18 protein-coding genes are annotated in these 17,740 nt (G+C 44.4%); 6 read left to right on the top strand and 12 right to left on the bottom strand.

The genetic code is table 11. The features are described from left to right. Positions 1-196: 196 nt before the first annotated feature. Positions 197-511 (bottom strand): winged helix-turn-helix domain-containing protein, encoded by a 315-nt coding sequence (locus tag AB4482_RS05405; RefSeq protein ID WP_172379169.1) that lies wholly within the window; start codon positions 509-511, stop codon positions 197-199. A gap of 86 nt (positions 512-597) precedes the next feature. On the opposite strand from AB4482_RS05405, the gene AB4482_RS05410 reads away from it, so the two are divergent. Beyond that, positions 598-1,116 (top strand): outer membrane beta-barrel protein, encoded by a 519-nt coding sequence (locus AB4482_RS05410; RefSeq protein ID WP_372175110.1) that lies wholly within the window; start codon positions 598-600, stop codon positions 1,114-1,116. 115 nt (positions 1,117-1,231) lie between these two features. Here AB4482_RS05410 and AB4482_RS05415 read toward each other — a convergent pair whose 3' ends face one another. Beyond that, on the bottom strand, positions 1,232-2,275 hold the full coding sequence (locus tag AB4482_RS05415; RefSeq protein WP_108149531.1) for an endonuclease/exonuclease/phosphatase family protein: 1,044 nt from the start codon (positions 2,273-2,275) through the stop codon (positions 1,232-1,234). Positions 2,276-2,668: 393 nt separating this feature from the next. On the opposite strand from AB4482_RS05415, the gene AB4482_RS05420 reads away from it, so the two are divergent. The 5 genes from AB4482_RS05420 (at position 2,669) to AB4482_RS05440 (ending at position 9,035) form a co-directional block, all read left to right on the top strand. Further along, positions 2,669-4,564 carry an extracellular solute-binding protein gene (locus AB4482_RS05420; protein WP_108208165.1) on the top strand — a complete coding sequence of 632 codons (1,896 nt, stop codon included), beginning with the start codon at positions 2,669-2,671 and terminating at the stop codon, positions 4,562-4,564. Positions 4,565-4,576: 12 nt separating this feature from the next. Then, complete coding sequence (locus tag AB4482_RS05425) at positions 4,577-5,665, top strand: microcin C ABC transporter permease YejB (RefSeq protein WP_004730359.1); 1,089 nt, start codon at positions 4,577-4,579, stop codon at positions 5,663-5,665. Between the two features lie 31 nt (positions 5,666-5,696). Next, entirely contained in the window at positions 5,697-6,719 is a 1,023-nt protein-coding gene (locus AB4482_RS05430; RefSeq protein ID WP_017060847.1) for an ABC transporter permease, read from the top strand. Between the two features lie 9 nt (positions 6,720-6,728). Next, positions 6,729-8,381 carry a microcin C ABC transporter ATP-binding protein YejF gene (gene yejF / locus AB4482_RS05435; protein WP_372180635.1) on the top strand — a complete coding sequence of 551 codons (1,653 nt, stop codon included), beginning with the start codon at positions 6,729-6,731 and terminating at the stop codon, positions 8,379-8,381. Positions 8,382-8,498: 117 nt separating this feature from the next. Continuing rightward, the gene (locus AB4482_RS05440) at positions 8,499-9,035 is read left to right on the top strand and encodes an RNA-binding S4 domain-containing protein (protein WP_102431246.1); all 537 of its coding nucleotides are present in this window, start codon (positions 8,499-8,501) and stop codon (positions 9,033-9,035) included. A gap of 121 nt (positions 9,036-9,156) precedes the next feature. On the opposite strand, the gene AB4482_RS05445 is transcribed toward AB4482_RS05440, so the two are convergent. The 10 genes from AB4482_RS05445 to AB4482_RS05490 form a co-directional block, all read right to left on the bottom strand. Beyond that, a complete protein-coding gene (locus tag AB4482_RS05445) occupies positions 9,157-9,600 on the bottom strand; it encodes a F0F1 ATP synthase subunit epsilon (RefSeq protein ID WP_019820614.1) in 444 nt (147 codons plus the stop codon). Positions 9,601-9,614: 14 nt separating this feature from the next. Next, positions 9,615-11,000, bottom strand: a complete 1,386-nt coding sequence (gene atpD, locus AB4482_RS05450) for a F0F1 ATP synthase subunit beta (RefSeq protein WP_017060843.1) — start codon at positions 10,998-11,000, stop codon at positions 9,615-9,617. Between the two features lie 44 nt (positions 11,001-11,044). After that, complete coding sequence (gene atpG / locus AB4482_RS05455; protein WP_017064727.1) at positions 11,045-11,914, bottom strand: F0F1 ATP synthase subunit gamma; 870 nt, start codon at positions 11,912-11,914, stop codon at positions 11,045-11,047. 46 nt (positions 11,915-11,960) lie between these two features. Then, on the bottom strand, positions 11,961-13,502 hold the full coding sequence (gene atpA, locus AB4482_RS05460) for a F0F1 ATP synthase subunit alpha (RefSeq protein ID WP_017060841.1): 1,542 nt from the start codon (positions 13,500-13,502) through the stop codon (positions 11,961-11,963). A gap of 9 nt (positions 13,503-13,511) precedes the next feature. Beyond that, positions 13,512-14,063 carry a F0F1 ATP synthase subunit delta gene (locus AB4482_RS05465; protein WP_017060840.1) on the bottom strand — a complete coding sequence of 184 codons (552 nt, stop codon included), beginning with the start codon at positions 14,061-14,063 and terminating at the stop codon, positions 13,512-13,514. Positions 14,064-14,074: 11 nt separating this feature from the next. After that, the gene (locus tag AB4482_RS05470) at positions 14,075-14,545 is read right to left on the bottom strand and encodes a F0F1 ATP synthase subunit B (RefSeq protein WP_017060839.1); all 471 of its coding nucleotides are present in this window, start codon (positions 14,543-14,545) and stop codon (positions 14,075-14,077) included. Between the two features lie 54 nt (positions 14,546-14,599). Continuing rightward, on the bottom strand, positions 14,600-14,836 hold the full coding sequence (gene atpE / locus AB4482_RS05475; protein WP_004730405.1) for a F0F1 ATP synthase subunit C: 237 nt from the start codon (positions 14,834-14,836) through the stop codon (positions 14,600-14,602). Between the two features lie 47 nt (positions 14,837-14,883). Next, a complete protein-coding gene (gene atpB, locus AB4482_RS05480) occupies positions 14,884-15,654 on the bottom strand; it encodes a F0F1 ATP synthase subunit A (protein ID WP_017060838.1) in 771 nt (256 codons plus the stop codon). A 1-nt stretch (position 15,655) separates the two neighbouring features. Beyond that, positions 15,656-16,057, bottom strand: a complete 402-nt coding sequence (locus tag AB4482_RS05485; protein WP_372073222.1) for an ATP synthase subunit I — start codon at positions 16,055-16,057, stop codon at positions 15,656-15,658. A gap of 757 nt (positions 16,058-16,814) precedes the next feature. Next, on the bottom strand, positions 16,815-17,699 hold the full coding sequence (locus AB4482_RS05490) for a LysR family transcriptional regulator (RefSeq protein WP_105058091.1): 885 nt from the start codon (positions 17,697-17,699) through the stop codon (positions 16,815-16,817). Between the last annotated feature and the right edge of the window lie 41 nt (positions 17,700-17,740).

A 17,740-nucleotide genomic window follows, 5' to 3' on the forward strand; every position in this document is an offset into this window, starting at 1 on the left:
ACGACCTATCGAAAAATAACGCTTGATGGGTTGAGAACAACTCAAGAAAAGCCATCGAAACGTTTCGATAGTGATAATAGTGTCTGATTTATCATTTGCACGTTTGATTGTTTTAGAGTGTGATAATGATCATCGAAACGTTTCGATGGGGCGTTTTTTGGTGATCTTAGTCACCGCCATTGATTGCATAAATCCTTTATGTGGGTTCAATCGATAGCGCATATCCAAACTTACTGATGGTAATGATATGGACGTTTTGTGCTCTTAATCGCGCGAAGACATTGCGTAGGTTATAGACGACGTTAGCAAGAACATGCGGTGACGAGAGTTGCCCGTCCCAACACACATCAACAATATGCTCTCTTGAAATCGGTCTTCCCACATTTTCCAATAATAAGCAGAGCACTGCTAATAGGTGAGGGCGCAAAGTGATTTTGTTTCCTTGCTGATTGGTAATCGTTCGAGCGTCGATATCAATGATTAAGCCGTTGAGGTCTATTGTGTGGTTCATCGTGTTTTCTGTTCGTCTTATTCTGAATTGTGGAGATTGAGCAAAACTGGTCTGCTGTTCGAGCGGGTAACTATTTAAGTGTGCTAATGGTCGAAGTGGGCGGGTTAACTGACACGATCAGTGAGCCTATTACTTTTAAAGCCGAAGACAATACTTACCGATTAATTGCTGGTTACAAATTTAACCGCATTGTTTCGGTTGAAGCTCAATACACAGATTTTGGTGATATCGCCCTGAAAACGAAATCTGGTAATAAGGTTTTCACTTGGACACCTCAAATCTTTTCGGTAACGGCGAACCTCGGTTACACGTTTGATAATGGCATTCGTCCATTTGGCACTATCGGTCTGTCGACTATTGATCTAGACATGAAGCTTGCTGGTGGCTCTCGCCCTTCAGGAGATGGTTTTGATGATTCGGGAGATGGCATCCGTATGGGTGTTGGTGTTGGTGTTGGATATACGCCACCTACAATGTCTTCGTTGAGCTTTCGCTTAGCATACGAAGCCGATGCTTTTGATATCGAAGATTACGAAAACGGACACAAGACAGAAGATACTGTTGTTCTGGATTCTTTCTACTTAGGCGCAATGTACACATTCTAAGTTTCACACTTTGTTGAACGGTAAATCGGTTTCTAAATGGGGCGTCGGTTGGCTCAACCCGTTTAACTAAAGTGGAAGGCCGCAGTTTTTGACTGCGGCTTTTTTATGTTTAACTCTAGGCTTCACGAATATGAGCGGTGACAGACACGATGGCATGGTCGGTACTGAATTGGTCATGCTCGAAGCTTGGATTAATCAGGTGATGGTCTAACACTGTGTAGCTAGAGATCTCCATTAAGCTTGAAGAGTTCTGACAATCAAACTCGTTCGACATCAAAATGTAGTCCAGTACAGACCCAGAAGCGCCGTAGTAATGGGTTGGCTTACGCTGTTCAAGCAAGTCTTCTTCATGCAGTTGATGATAAAGATCCCAGCTGTCTTTCAATTGAAAGTGGGATAGCCAATGCTTGCTGTTTTCGTCTCGGTTGATTGAGTAACTCAACAGCCCTTTAAACTCATCATTAAACAGTGGCTTATTAAAGTCACCCATTAACACAACTGGCTGGTCGGTCTGGTAGCGTTGATGGGTGATGTATTGGTGCAGCATCTGAGCTTCTAGACCGCGTTGGACACTCGATAGCCAAGAACCAAGCTGTTCTTGGTGAAAACGAGTGAGCGTGTCACTTTGTGGTTTTGCACCTTGCTGAGTGTTGTTCGCATCACCAGATTCTACCTTTGGTTCTGTCGGACGTTGTGATTTGAAGTGCACCACATAACAGTCGGTTGAACCTAAATGGGGTAACGTAATCGTCGCGTGAACAGGCGTTCTGTTGAATGAGAATTTGTCGTCAAGGTTGAATGCTGTCAGTAACTTCGAATCTGGCGCAACAGGCTGTACGTTTTCAATCGGGTAACGGGAAGCGATCCCAACGACAGGTGAGGTGTATAGGTAATCATCTTCAACGTGTGCGCTATCGACCACTGCAAAGTATGGATACCCTAACTCGTTCATCAATTGCTCTAAAGACTGCGGGCTAAATATCTCTTGGAAGCCAATCACATCGCAATCTAACGAACGAATCGCTTCAGCCATCCAATGTTGCTTCTTCTGCCATTCTTCAAAGCTGTAGATGTTCTCAAAATCATAATAAGCATTCGGTGGCTCGAGATAGTTCAGAAGATTGAACGTTGCGAATGTTATTTGGTTTGGTTTGTTCAAAGTGTCATTCCATTTAGACCTAGGCTGCAAGGATACTCCAGTAAAAGTATAGTTTGTTGATTATTTAGAGCCTAAATTTCACTTTAGAAGCCAACCAAAGGAATCTAAGCCGTGGAGGTTTGTGTCATTCACGCTAAGCAATCTTAGTGCTTCTGCCTTCCCCCGAGCTTTCCAACGCCACCAAGCTAATCAACTCAATCAAAGCTCACTGCATCCAATAACTTCGAGCTGTGACGAGTTAATTGTAAATAAACCGTCAGAGATAGAGTGCTGATGGTTTTATTAGTTATTACATGATGTTAGATTTGAACCTATACTTGATTTAACGGCATGCATTCAAAGCCGATAAATCAACTTGAATATAGAATTCATGACATTTGAAGGGAGAGTCAAATGGGAACAGTTTTTCGACGCAAAGCCTCGCAACGCACTCAGTTTTTCAGGTTTAAATTGAAGTCATGTGCAATCATGTTGCCGCTTATTGCTTTACAACCCTCCGTTACTTACGCTTCTGAAACTCAATCAACTCCTGCTGTCACCGTTATTGAAACCACACAACTGGTTGGTTTTGGTGAAGCAAAATATCCAGCCGATTTCACTCACTTCGATTACGTTAATCCTGATGCGCCAAAGCAGGGCAAAGTGACCTATGGCAGCATAGGTACGTACGATAGCTTTAATCGATTCGGTTCCCGCGGCGTTGCTGCAAGTTATACCGGAGAGATTTACGATACCTTGATGTTTTCTCCGAGTGACGAGATTGATGCGTACTATCCATTGATCGCTTCAAAGGTTCGCTACTCCAGTGATTTCACTTGGATGGAAATCGACATCAACCCAAATGCTAAATTCCAAGATGGCGAGCCTATCACTGCGCATGATGTTGCCTTTACTTTTGACAAGTTCTCAACCGAGGGCGTGCCTCAGTATCGTGTGTATTACAAAGAGATTAAGTCAGTAAAAGCGGTCTCTGATTTGGTTGTTCGTATTGAAATGAACAGTCCAAACCGCGAAAAACTGTTTAGCTTCGCGCAAAGCACTCGTGTATTGCCGAAACATTTCTGGAAAGACAGAAAACTGTCTGAGCCTCTAAGCGAACCACCAGTAGGTAGTGGTCCCTATAAGATCATCAGCTATAAATCTGGGCAAAGTGTTACCTACGGCCTAGATGAAAACTACTGGGCAGCAGACCTACCAGTCAATGTTGGTCGCAATAACTTCAAGCAAGTGCAGTACGATTACTATCGCGATGACACCGTAATGCTCGAAGCCTTCAAAGCAGGGGAGTTCGATCTTCGAACCGAGAACTCGGCTAAGTTCTGGGCCAACTCTTACACGGGCGCAAACTTCGATAAAGGCTACATCATTAAAGAAGAGATCAACCATGAGAAGCCTGAAACGACTCAAGGTTTTGTCTTCAATATTCAATCTCCAGTGTTCTCTGATCCTAAAGTTCGTGAAGCGTTAACGTACGCGATGGACTTTGAGTGGATGAACAAGAACATGTTTTATGGTCAGTACAAACGGACTCGTAGTTACTTCCAAAACACTGACTATGAAGCGAAAGGCTTACCAAGCGAAGCTGAAGTTGAGTTGTTGTCTCAATACAAAGACCAAATTCCACCGAGAGTTTTTACTGAAGAATTCCAGCCATCAGTCACCGATGGCAGTGGCCGTATTCGTAGCCAAATGCGCACAGCTTTCAAATTGCTGAAAGAAGCGGGTTGGGTGCTGAAAGACAAAGTGATGACCAACGAAAAGACCGGCAAGCCGATGTCATTTGAGTTGCTGATTTACAGCCCAACCACCGAGCGTATCGCAACACCGGTTCAAAAAAACCTGAAACGCATGGGTATCGAGATGAAGATCCGTACCATCGATACCACTCAGTACATCAAGCGCTTGCGTGATCGTGATTTCGACATGGTGTCGTCTTCATTTTCCGCAAACCCTTATCCTAGCCCGAACTTAATGATTGTTTGGAACTCTAACTACATTGATTCTACTTACAATACTGCAGGTGTGATGGATCCAGTGGTTGACGCATTAACAGAAGAAATTGCGCGTAACCAACAGCACCCTGAAAAGCTTCTTACACTAGGTCGTTCACTAGACCGAGTATTGCAGTGGAATTTCTACAACATCCCGCAATGGCACGTTGGCGAGTATCGCGTAGCAATGTGGGACAAGTTTGAGCGTCCAGATGTATTGCCTAAATACGATTTAGGTATCGATACATGGTGGATTTCAGAAGAGAAGGCGGCTTTGCTTCCTGAAAAACGTCGCTAGGAGTTAGTTAGCATGGCCGCGTATATATTTCGACGTTTATTGTTGGTGATCCCCACGCTGTGGGCGATCATCACCATCAACTTTTTCATCATCCAGATAGCGCCTGGAGGCCCGGTAGAGCAAGCTGTTGCTCAATTAGAAGGGCATAACTCTGGCATTATGGAGCGTTTTTCTGGTGGTGGACAAGAAGTTGATTTAAGTGAAAGTGATCAAGCGTCTGCCAGTGGCTATAAAGGCTCACGCGGGCTTGATCCTGAAGTGGTTGAAGAGATCAAAAAGCAGTTTGGGTTTGATAAACCGATTCACGTTCGCTACTTCGATATGTTGAAAAACTACGCGACCTTTAACTTTGGTGAAAGCCTGTTTAAGGGTGGTAACGTGATTGATTTAATCATCGAGCGTTTACCTGTCTCCATTTCCTTAGGGTTGTGGAGTACGTTAATCATCTATGTGATTTCGATACCCTTAGGCATTATGAAGGCGATACATCACGGCTCTCGCTTTGATATTTGGTCGAGCGCGGTGGTGATTGTCGGCTACGCGGTGCCGGGCTTCTTGTTTGCGATTATTCTGATTATCTTGTTTGCAAGCGGTAACTACTTCAGTTGGTTCCCATTGCGAGGGCTTGTGTCGAGTAACTTCGACCAGCTCAACTGGTATCAGCAAATTGGCGACTACTTCTGGCACTTGGCGTTGCCCATTTTCGCCATGGTTATCGGTGGATTCGCCACGCTCAGCATGCTGACCAAAAACTCCTTCCTTGATGAAATCAATAAGCAATATGTAGTGACTGCGAGAGCGAAAGGCTTGGACGAGAGCAGTATTCTTTATAAGCACGTTTTCCGTAACGCCATGCTGATCATTATTGCGGGTTTCCCAAGCGCATTTATTAGTATTTTCTTCACGGGTTCTATGTTGATTGAAGTGATGTTTTCACTCGAAGGAATTGGTCTGCTTGGCTTTGAATCAACCATTCAACGTGACTATCCCGTGGTGTTCAGCTCTCTCTATATCATGACCTTGCTTGGCTTGGTGCTGAGCATTATCTCCGACCTGACGTATACCTGGGTTGATCCTCGAATTGATTTTGAAGCGCGTTAATGGCGAACGAATAACAAGGTATTGATAATAAATGTTTAACAACCCTTTAGCTGAAGCTCGTTGGTTACGTTTTAAAGCAAACAAGCGTGGTTTTATCTCCCTTTGGATATTTACCATCTTGTTTGGCTTGAGCCTGTTCGCTGAGATCATTGCCAATGATAAACCACTCTTGGTTTCTTATGATAATCAGTGGTTTGTGCCTGTTATCAATGAATATGCCGAGACGGAGTTTGGTGGTGAGTTTGAAACCGAGGCCGACTACAAAGACCCGTATGTTATCGAGCTCATTGAAGACAACGGTTACATCGTGTGGCCAATCATTCCGTTTAGCTACGACACAATAAACTTCGATATTTCAGGTGCGGTGCCATCGGAGCCCGATTCGGTGAACTGGTTAGGGACTGATGATAAGGGGCGAGATGTATTAGCTCGTATCATTTATGGCTTCCGTATTTCCGTTCTATTTGGTTTTATTCTGACCATTGTATCGAGCGTGATTGGTGTCGTGGTTGGCGCAACACAAGGCTACTACGGTGGCTGGGTCGACTTGTTTGGGCAGCGCTTTATTGAAGTCTGGTCTGGTATGCCGACCTTGTTCTTGCTGATCATTCTATCGAGTTTTATTGAGCCGAACTTCTGGTGGCTGCTCGGAATAATGGTGCTCTTCAGTTGGATGAGTTTGGTGGGGATTGTTCGAGCTGAATTCCTACGCTGTCGAAACTTTGATTATGTAAGAGCCGCGCAAGCCATGGGTGTCGATGATAAACGCATTATGCTTCGTCACATGCTACCCAACGCGATGGTGGCTTCGTTAACCATGATGCCGTTTATCCTTTCAGGCTCGGTCACTACGTTAACCTCATTAGATTTCTTAGGCTTTGGTCTTCCTGCGGGTTCACCTTCATTGGGCGAGCTATTGGCGCAAGGTAAAGCGAACTTGCAAGCGCCTTGGCTTGGTATCTCTGCTTTCGTCGTGCTTTCTCTGATGTTGACGTTACTTGTCTTCGTTGGTGAAGCGGTGCGTGATGCTTTCGACCCACATCAACAGAAGTAAGGATAGGTTATGACTTCAAATACAGTTCCTACTTCAGGGTCAACAGCAGAGGCTTCTAATGCATCTCCAGTTCTGACCATAGATAAACTGTCTGTCGGTTTCGGCCGAAAAGATTCGATAGAACAAGTGACGCAAGATGTTTGTCTAGAGATCTACAAAGGTGAAACGCTAGCACTAGTCGGAGAGAGTGGATCAGGTAAGTCGGTCACGGCTAACTCGATTTTAAAACTGTTACCTAAAGGCTCGTCTCATTACTTAAACGGTAAGATCAATTTCTCTGGTACCGATATCCTGAGCTGTTCAGAAAGACAGTTGCGCGGGATTCGTGGTGGTCGTATTGGAATGATCTTCCAAGAGCCTATGGTTTCCCTAAATCCGCTTCATCGAATTGGAAAACAGCTTGTTGAAACCTTAGCAATTCATCGTGGTATGCGAACCAACAAAGCACAAGCCTTGGCGATAGAGTGGCTTTCAAAGGTTGGCATTCGCTATCCTGAGCAAAAGATTTCAGCCTATCCGCACGAGCTATCTGGTGGAGAACGCCAGCGCGTGATGATCGCGATGGCACTGATCAATGAACCAGAGCTGCTTATTGCTGATGAGCCGACAACGGCTTTGGATGTATCGGTGCAAGCGCAGATCCTCGACCTTCTAAAAGACCTGCAGCAAGAGCTGGGTATGGCAATGCTTTTCATTACTCATGACTTGAGTATCGTTCGTAAGATTGCCGACAGAGTAGCAGTAATGAAAGATGGTCGCTTGGTCGAAAGTAACGACTGTCATACCCTGTTTAACGCGCCTGCTCACCCTTACACTCAAAAACTTATTAACTCTGATCCGAAAGGTTTGCCCGTTCCTGTGTCACCCGAAAGCAAACCGCTACTCGATGTAAATCAACTTCGTGTTTGGTTCCCGATCACGGGCGGTTTATTCAAGCGCACCATTTCTCATGTTAAAGCTGTGACCGACATGGAGTTCACTTTGAAGAAAGGGCACTCAATCGGTTTGGTTGGCGAAAGTGGTTCTGGTAAATCGACGACCGGTATGGCGATACTTAAGCTGGTAGATAGTGAAGGGTCAATCACCTACTCGAGTGAACAGCTTCAAGGTTTAGATCGAAAACAGATGCTTCCGTTTAGAAGCCGTATGCAAGTAGTCTTTCAAGACCCGTTTTCTGCGCTAAACCCGAGAATGTCGGTCGCTCAGGTGATTGGCGAAGGTTTGTTAGTGCATCAACAATTGGATGAGCACGAACTCGACCAACGCATCTGTGACGTAATGAAAGAGGTTGACCTCGATCCTGAAACGCGTCACCGTTACCCAAATGAGTTTTCTGGCGGTCAAAGGCAGCGTATTGCGATTGCTCGTGCTTTGATTTTAAAGCCAGAGTTTATCCTGCTCGATGAACCAACATCGTCATTGGACAGAACCGTTCAAGCTCAAGTATTGGATTTGCTGAAGTCACTTCAAGAAAAGTATGGCCTGACCTATTTGTTTATCAGTCATGATCTGAATGTCGTGAAATCCTTGTGTCATTACACCATCGTCATGAAAGCTGGCGAGGTAATAGAGAAGGGCGACACTGAGACTTTGTTTGGTAATCCGCAGCATGAATATACTAAGCAGTTGGTGAGTCTTTCGAATGTTGGTGGTGTTTTATAACGCAGAGGGTTTGTTTAAAACAAATGGGCTCTGGTTGAATTCAACATGGTCATTTCGTTGTTTTAAGATTACACTGCGCCCAATATTTCAGAAGTACATATTTAGGTAGAGGTCACCATGGACCAAGAACATTACGAAGACGCTGATTACGAAGGCCAAGAGCTGGGCGAAGAAGGCGAAGAGATTGAAATTGAAGCAATTGGTATTGATGTTTCATCACAGCCAATCGAGCTCTACAAAGTGTTTAAAATTGCTAACCTAGTGAGTGGTGGCGGTGAAGCTAAGCACATCATCTCTGAAGGCTACGTAGCGGTAAATGGTGAGCTAGAAACGCGTAAGCGTCGCAAAATGTACGATGGTGACTTCTTCGAGTTCAACCAAGAGTACTATGTAGTGGTGTGTGATCAGCCAGTACAAGAAGAATCAGACAAGCCGAAAAAGAAAGAAGCGCCTAAAAAAGATAACAAGGCGAAGAAAGGTCAGTCTAAAAAGGATTCTAAGAAGAAGGAATCTAAGAAAAGCAAAGCTGAAATGCTAAGCGCAAAGGCTGAACCAAAGAAAGAGAAAAAAGAGAAGAAACCGAAAAAGAAAGCGGATACGCCTAAGCCAACACGTGACGATAAAAGCGGCCGTAATTCGATTGAATTCTTCTAACATTATTCTTTTAAGACGTTAATCAACGTTAGAACTCGGTTTGCGTTAAGCAGATATCAAAAGGCTCACTATTTAGTGAGCCTTTCTGCATTTAGAATCAACAAAAATCTAAGCTCTATTCTCAGTGACGTGTGCGAGAAGACGTTAATTCTGATGCACGAAGCTGAGCGACAGCTTTCGCCAGTTCCAGTTGAGCTTGTGCAAAGTTAATGTCTATGTTGCCCTTGTTGATGTTCTCTAGAGCGGCATATTTCGCTTCTTCTGCGCGAGCGCGGTCAATGTCTTTACCATGCAAGGCCGTGTCGGCTAATAACGTAACCACATCCGGCTGAACTTCCAGCATCCCACCAGAGACATACAGCACTTGGCCTTCTGATTTAGGGTCTGTAACAAACACGGTTACGCCCGGTTTGATCTTACTGAGAAGCGGGGAGTGACCGGGGCGGATCCCCAGTTCACCGTCAGCGCCAGAAACGGCTAGGGCATACGCTGGACCTGAAAACAGCGTACCTTCCGCACTTACAATATTAAGTTGAAATGTATTATCTGTAATTCCGATAGCCATGGTGCACCTACCTCTTAGAGTGATTTTGCTTTGTTAAGCACTTCGTCGATAGAGCCACAGTACAAGAACGCTTGCTCTGGGATATCGTCATATTCACCGCTCAATAGACCTTTAAAGCCTCTTAGTGTTTCGCTTAGCGGTACAAAGACACCTTTCTGACCGGTAAACACTTCGGCTACGTGGTAAGGCTGCGTTAAGAAACGTTCAATCTTACGAGCGCGAGATACGGTCTGTTTGTCTTCAGTAGACAGCTCATCCATACCAAGAATCGCGATGATGTCTTTTAGCTCTTTGTAGCGTTGCAGCGTTGTTTGTACTTTTTGTGCAATGTCGTAGTGCTCTTGGCCTACGATCAGCGGATCTAACTGACGTGACGTTGAATCTAACGGGTCAATCGCAGGGTATAGACCCAGTGCCGCGATGTTACGAGACAGTACAACGGTCGCATCTAAGTGAGCAAAGGTTGTTGCTGGCGATGGGTCAGTCAAGTCATCCGCAGGTACGTATACTGCTTGGATAGAGGTGATAGAGCCTTGTTTTGTTGACGTGATACGCTCTTGAAGCACACCCATCTCTTCAGCCAGTGTTGGTTGGTAACCTACTGCTGAAGGCATACGACCTAGCAGAGCTGATACCTCAGTCCCGGCAAGCGTGTAACGGTAAATGTTATCAATGAACAACAGTACGTCACGACCTTCATCACGGAAGCGCTCAGCCATAGTTAGGCCTGTAAGTGCTACACGTAGACGGTTTCCCGGTGGCTCGTTCATTTGACCGTAAACCATGGCTACTTTGTCTAGTACACCTGCTTCTTTCATCTCGTAGTAGAAGTCGTTACCTTCACGAGTACGCTCACCTACACCGGTAAACACAGAAAGACCTGAGTGGGCTTTGGCGATGTTGTTGATAAGCTCCATCATGTTGACGGTTTTACCTACACCAGCACCACCGAACAGACCAATTTTACCACCCTTAGCGAATGGACAGATAAGGTCGATAACCTTAACGCCTGTTTCTAGAAGCTCAGTGCTGTTTGCTTGTTCTTCATAAGAAGGGGCTTCACGGTGAATCTCGTAGTTTTCTTTCTGACCGATTTCACCACACTCATCGATAGGTTGACCAAGCACGTTCATGATACGGCCTAGCGTTTCTTCGCCGACAGGAACCGTGATTGGAGAGCCTGTGTTTTCAACCGTTAGGCCACGACGTAAGCCATCTGACGTACCCATTGCAATACAACGAACGATATTGCTACCCAGTTGTTGTTGTACTTCCAATACTAACGAGCTTGCTTCGTCGCTAGTCACTTTCAATGCATCATAAACGCGTGGGCTGTTGCCGCCGCTGAACTCGACGTCAACCACCGCGCCGATTACTTTAACTATTTTTCCAACACTCATTCTTAAATCCTCAAATTCTGTTCTTGACCCAGTCTTTTCTAGCCCTAGACAGCTTGGGCACCTGAGACTATTTCACTCAGCTCTTGGGTAATGGCAGCCTGACGCGCCTTGTTGTAGACCAACTGCAAGTCATCAATGAGTTGGCCTGCGTTATCAGTCGCCGCTTTCATAGCGACCATTCGGGCTGCTTGCTCACAGGCAATGCTCTCAACAATGCCTTGATACACTTGCGATTCGATGTATCGATGTAACAGTTCTGAGAGTATGTCTTTGGGTGCTTGCTCATAGATGTAGTCCCAACGACGCGCTTTTTTAGGCTCACCACCTTCCTCAGAATCCGAAGGGTGGGGGAGCAACTGCAAGGTCGTTGGCGCTTGAACCATGGTGTTGACGAACTGGTTGTAAACGAGATACAAGCTATCGATTTTACCTTCGTCGTAATGCCCGAGCATGGCATTCACCGTACCTAAGATGTCTTCTAACTTAGGTGTATCGCCAAGACCTGACGTTTGTGCAATAACGTTGCCGCCGCGTTGGAAGAACGAGATAGCCTTAGATCCCACTAAGGTTGTTTCTACCTCGACTCCCTTGGTGCGCCATTGCTCCATTTCTTCTAACACTTTCTTGAACAAGTTTGAGTTCAAGCCACCACACAAGCCGCGATCGGACGAGATAATGATGTAAGCGACACGCTTAGGTTCACGCTGTTGCAGGTAAGGGTGCTGGTACTCCAGGGAACCCGATGCAACATGAGAGATAACTTTTCGCATGTTCTCGGCGTAGGGGCGAGTTAGCGTCATGTTGTCTTGAACCTTGCGCATCTTACTTGCTGCAACCATTTCCATTGCGCTAGTGATTTTCTGAGTGTTACTAACACTGGCTATCTTGGTGCGAATTTCTTTAGTACTTGCCATAATCTGCTCCTATTTGTTTTGATTTCCAGCTAACAAACCGGAGCACTTACCAAGCTTTCATCCCAACAAAACCTTCTAGGATCTCTTTAAGAGCACCGTCGATTTCGTCATTGTAATCGCCTGTCGCGTTGATTTTTTCGAACAACGCAGGGTTCTGACCTTTGGCATAAGCAATCAGCTCTTCTTCAAAACGGGCAATGTTGTTTAGCTCAACACCGACCAAGTAGCCTTTCTCTGCTGCGTAGATAACCGTTGCTTGCTCAGCGACTGACATTGGAGAGTATTGTTTTTGCTTCATTAATTCGGTAACACGCTCACCATGGTCTAGCTGTTTGCGCGTCATCTCATCTAAGTCAGAAGAGAACTGAGCAAAGGCCGCCAGCTCGCGATATTGAGCTAATGAAGTACGGATACCACCAGACAGTTTCTTGATGATCTTGCATTGCGCCGCACCACCCACACGAGATACCGAGATACCTGGGTCTACTGCAGGACGTAAGCCTGAGTTAAACAATTGGGTTTGAAGGAAAACCTGACCATCGGTGATTGAGATTACGTTGGTTGGTACAAACGCTGATACGTCACCCGCTTGAGTTTCAATGATCGGAAGCGCCGTTAATGAGCCAGTTTGACCTTTCACTTCACCGTTAGTGAACTTCTCTACATACTCTGCATTCACTCGTGCTGCACGTTCTAGAAGGCGTGAGTGAAGGTAGAATACGTCGCCAGGGAAGGCTTCACGACCCGGTGGGCGTTTCAATAGCAACGAGATTTGACGGTAAGCAACGGCTTGTTTTGATAGGTCATCATAGATGATCAGTGCATCTTCACCGCGGTCACGGAAGTATTCACCCATGGTGCAACCCGCATAAGGGGCTAGGTATTGAAGCGCTGCAGACTCTGATGCTGATGCCACGACTACGATGGTGTTTTTAAGCGCATCGTGGTCTTCGAGTTTACGAACCACGTTAGCGATAGTGGAGGCTTTTTGGCCAATCGCTACATACACACATTTGATGCCAGAATCTTTCTGATTGATGATCGCATCGATAGCTAACGCTGTTTTACCCGTCTGACGGTCACCGATGATAAGTTCACGTTGACCACGACCGATTGGCACCATGGTATCAACCGCTTTATAGCCAGTTTGAATTGGCTGATCAACAGACTTACGTTCGATTACACCGGGTGCAATCACTTCTACAGGGTCGAGTCGGTCACAACTTACTGGGCCTTTGCCATCGATTGGCTCGCCTAATGTGTTCACAACACGGCCAAGAAGACCGTTACCGACGGGGACTTCCAAGATACGACCTGTACCTTTCACTTTCATACCTTCAGATAGGTCAGTGTAGGGGCCCATAACCACCGCACCTACTGAGTGCGTATCGAGGTTAAGTGCGAGTGCGTATTTGCCACCTGGTAGCTCAATCATCTCGCCTTGCATAACATCAGCAAGGCCATTGATTGTGATGATGCCATCACGAACCGATACGATAGTGCCTTCATTGCGAGCCTCGGTGCTCACATTAAATTTCGAGATGCGTTCTTTGATTAGATCGCTGATTTCATTTGAATTTAATTGCATAATTGTTACCTATCTCGCGTGAAGTTGATGAGCCAATCGGTCAATTGATGTGTTTAAAGAACCATCGATAACGGTTTCACCCGCCTTGATGACCATTCCACCTACTAACGTGTCATCAATAACCTGCTTCATTTCAACCTGACGCTCTAATTTCTTCTCAAGTGCAGCTGTTAGTGACGTAACTTGATCTTGTGTCAGCATTTCTGAACTGGTGACAGTGACAGGCACTACACGTTCATGTTCGTCCTTTAGCTCGCAGTACAATTCAAACAGGTCTCTTACAACAGAAAGGCGGCCGTTCTCGGCCAAGACTCGAATAAGATTAATGACGTGGTCATCAACGAGTCCTTGGCAAATATGAATGATGAGGTTTGCCAGCTCTTCTGTTTGGTGTGTAGAAGCACCTTCTGCTGAAGAAATCTGACTAGCGATCGTTTCTTCTTCCGCGACAGCCACAAGAATGGACAGCATTGAGTGCCACTCTTGTAACTGGTTTTCACCTAAAGCAAATTCAAACGATGCTTTGGCGTAGGGATGAGCAATATTGGTGTAATCTGACATATTGCCTCTCCTTAGAGTTCGCTAATCATTTGGTCAACTAGCGCTCGGTTCGTTGCGGAATCTAGGTTTTTGCTAATCAGTTTCTGTGCACTTTGAATTACTGCGTCTGCCATATCTGCCTGAAGTTCACGGCGTATCTTTTGGCGTTCGCCTTCTAGCTCAGCTCTACCTTGTTCTAAGATGCGTGCCTTTTCTTGCTCGGCTTCTTGTTGCGCTAAGCTGATGATTTCATTGCGGCGTTTTCGGCCCTGTTCAACCAGTTCAGTCACATCTTTTCTTGCATCTTCGATGAGTTGCGCGCCATTTGATTTTGCTAGTTCTAGCTCTTTCGCAGCGTTCTCTGAGTGGCGTAAACCATCAGCGATTTCTTTTTGGCGCTCGTCTAACATCGCGGTGAGAGGGGGCCATACATATTTCATGCAGAGCCAAACAAAAATCACGAATGAGATTGCTTGTCCAAACATGCTTGCATTTAAGTTCATACCTTCCTCACTAAATCTTGATTATTTACAAATCGATCTTTCAAAGCGGTTTGATTAAGCCACGGCGAAGATGATGTATAGACCGATACCAACACCGATCATCGGTACTGCATCCACAAGACCCATCATGATGAAGAATTGAGTACGAAGCATTGGAGTAAGGTCTGGTTGACGCGCAACACCTTCAAGGTATTTACCTGCTAAGTTACCAATACCAGATGCTGCACCTGCTGCACCTAAACCGATCAGTAATGCACCTGCTACATATAAAACTGCGCTTACGATATCCATTTGTATCTCCGATAAATAATTTGTTAGTTAAATTTTTTAGTTATTAATTAGTGGTGTTCTTCTGTTGCCATACCTAAATAAACAACGGTCAGTACCATAAATATAAATGCTTGCAAGAATACGATTAATATGTGGAATAGTGCCCAAGGAACACTCAGTGCCCATTGCATCCACCATGGCATTAATGCGATCAGAATAAATATCATCTCACCTGCATACATGTTTCCAAATAATCGTAAGCCTAGTGATATAGGTTTTGAAATTAATGTTATTAATTCAAGAACTAAGTTAACAGGGTATAAAAGAGGGTTATCAAATGGCTGCGTAGTAAGCTCTTTGATAAAGCCTTTCAATCCTTTATTTTTAAATGTATAAGTCAACAGTAAGATAAATACACCGAGTGCCATCGACATTGGTATATTTACGTCCGCCGTTGGTAGATCTCTAAAGTGTTCTAGACCCATTGCACGACTTAATGCTGGTATGAAATCTATTGGTAATAAATCGACCGCGTTCATTAACAACACCCAAACAAAAGTGGTTAATGCCAGTGGCCCTATTAATTTATCCTCCGCTTGAAAAATCTCTTTTACTAGGTTGTTTACAAAATCAAATATCAGTTCGATAAAACATTGAAATCGACCTGGAACACCGCTGGTGCCTTTGGTCACTACGTATCGAAACGCTCCAATAAACAGTAAACCCGTAATCCAAGATACCAACATCGAGTCGATGTTGAACGCCCAGAAACCATCACCTGTAGTTAAGAAGGTTAAGTGATGCTCTATGTATTCGTGAGCGGTAGTTACTTGATCCATACTACACGTACTCCGATCTTGTAGAGGCAGTAATAAATGGTGTTAAGAAGTACCCAACCATAGTGAGAATATATGCGTACAATATTACTGGGTTATCCAATTTGAAAAACTGGAACGCCAAGATAAACATTAAGAACGTATAAGTTATTTTCACGACACGACTCATTTGCATTAAGTCACGTAAACTATAATTAGGATTCTTGTGCACCTTTAGGCTTGCATATATAAAACCAAACAGCGGAGGTAGCATCGCAATAACGATACCCAAAGCCGACGATTCCATATCTACTTTATTACCAAAAAACACTTCATATAAAACTACACCGACGGCTAATACTACTTGGCAGAGAACAACTCTTTTAGCAGCAACAAGAATGTCACCACTTATCCCATTAAGCCTCATAATAAAACCTTATATTTAACAGTGTAAGCTCATATAAAACACAGTTTGAATATGTCTTGCTACTCGCATTTACTTGTTAATAAAACTTTGCTTGTTAACAAAGAGATAATCTTGCTGGTTTTATATCTCCTGACGAAATAGAACGATATAAACTAATTCGCTCTCGTTTCGACAAAATATAAACTACGCCTAAAATTATGTGATCAAAACGACAAATATCGACATCAATAATTCCATTTTTGAAATGGGTGTTTTCCATTTATGAAAGTAATAATTCTGTCACTATAATCATGAATATTTCAGATGATTTACTGATAACTTGAAGTATTGATAACTGCTCGAATAAATCAGGGTCAAGCCAAGTGTTTTGACGGCAATCAATTTATATTTTTCAGGCACTTAAATTAACTTTTCATCAGAGTTAGAGTCGGACTCTAGATGTGTTAATTCATCACTATTTGGTTATTTATAGCGAGCAGCGTGCGTTTATTAACGCGGGAATATATATTTTTTATCTATTACTCATGAAGCGTGGAAAAACTGTGTCACATCAATGGTTATCCGCATTTTTGTTACTCATCGAGGTATTTATGGCCGGTTATATTGGAAGGTGAGAAGAAGAATTGAGAGTGTTAAAGCCGTTTTTATGAAGTTCAAACTCCACTTAAGAGCTTGTTGATAGTGGTTGATGCGGCCAGATAAAGCGTATTTTAAAGCAACAAATGGCAGTGCAGCACTGCCATTTGCTAAACCTTGTTTATGAAGCTTCATAGCTCAGATATTGAATACACAAGTCATGAAAAGCTTGCGCTTGGGGTGAGATAGTACGGTCAGACAGTCGGAATATTCCAATTTGTCTCTGTAACGGCGGGTCGATCAAAGGAATCCACACTAAACGCGTTTCATTGGTTGGAAAAGCAAGCTTAGGCAGCGTGGTTACCCCAATGCCTAATTCCAATACAGAAAACAGAGAAGTAATGTTTTCTACGGAATATAGGGCTTGTTCGCTGAGCATACGTGCAGGTGTTGGATCGAGTAGGGTGCAAGTACCGTTACGAATGAAGGGCTGTTTTAACAGAGTTTGCCATTCGATCCCTTCAGGTTGAGCGGCGATAGGGTTGTCCTTTAAGCAGACCACACCGATAGGATCGGAAAGAAGTGGGGTGAAGTCGATACTCTCTTCTTCTAAATGGGAGGTGTTGCCTAGGGCGACATCTACTTCTCCAGAGAGTAATCGTGCTTCTACACCTGCCGCATTATCATCAATCAAACTCACTTCTACATTCGGGTATTGCTCACAAAACGCCCCTAACACGCTAGGGATCAATTTGGCTGCCACCGAAGGCACGCTCGCTATTCGAACTCTTCCTTGTTGCCCAGCCGCCGCTGCACGTAAGTCGTTGTCTAATGCTTTGTAAACATTCAAGAATTGAATGATTTTCGGTAGGCATATTTCACCAAAAGGTGTAAGCGTAGATTTGTTGCCTGTTTCAAACAGTGGCTGACCAAGTATTTTCTCAAGCTCTTTTATTGAAGTAGACAGTGCCGCTTGAGATCGATTTGCTCGGTGAGAGGCGGCACGAAATCCACCTTCTTCGACCACTAAAACAAAATGTTTTAACTGTTGTAGCTTAATACTCATGACTCCGATCCTTCTCTAGCCCTTGCTATACCTTACTTTTT

It is taken from the genome of Vibrio sp. 10N.222.55.C7, assembly GCF_041473335.1.
GTDB lineage: Bacteria > Pseudomonadota > Gammaproteobacteria > Enterobacterales > Vibrionaceae > Vibrio > Vibrio crassostreae_C.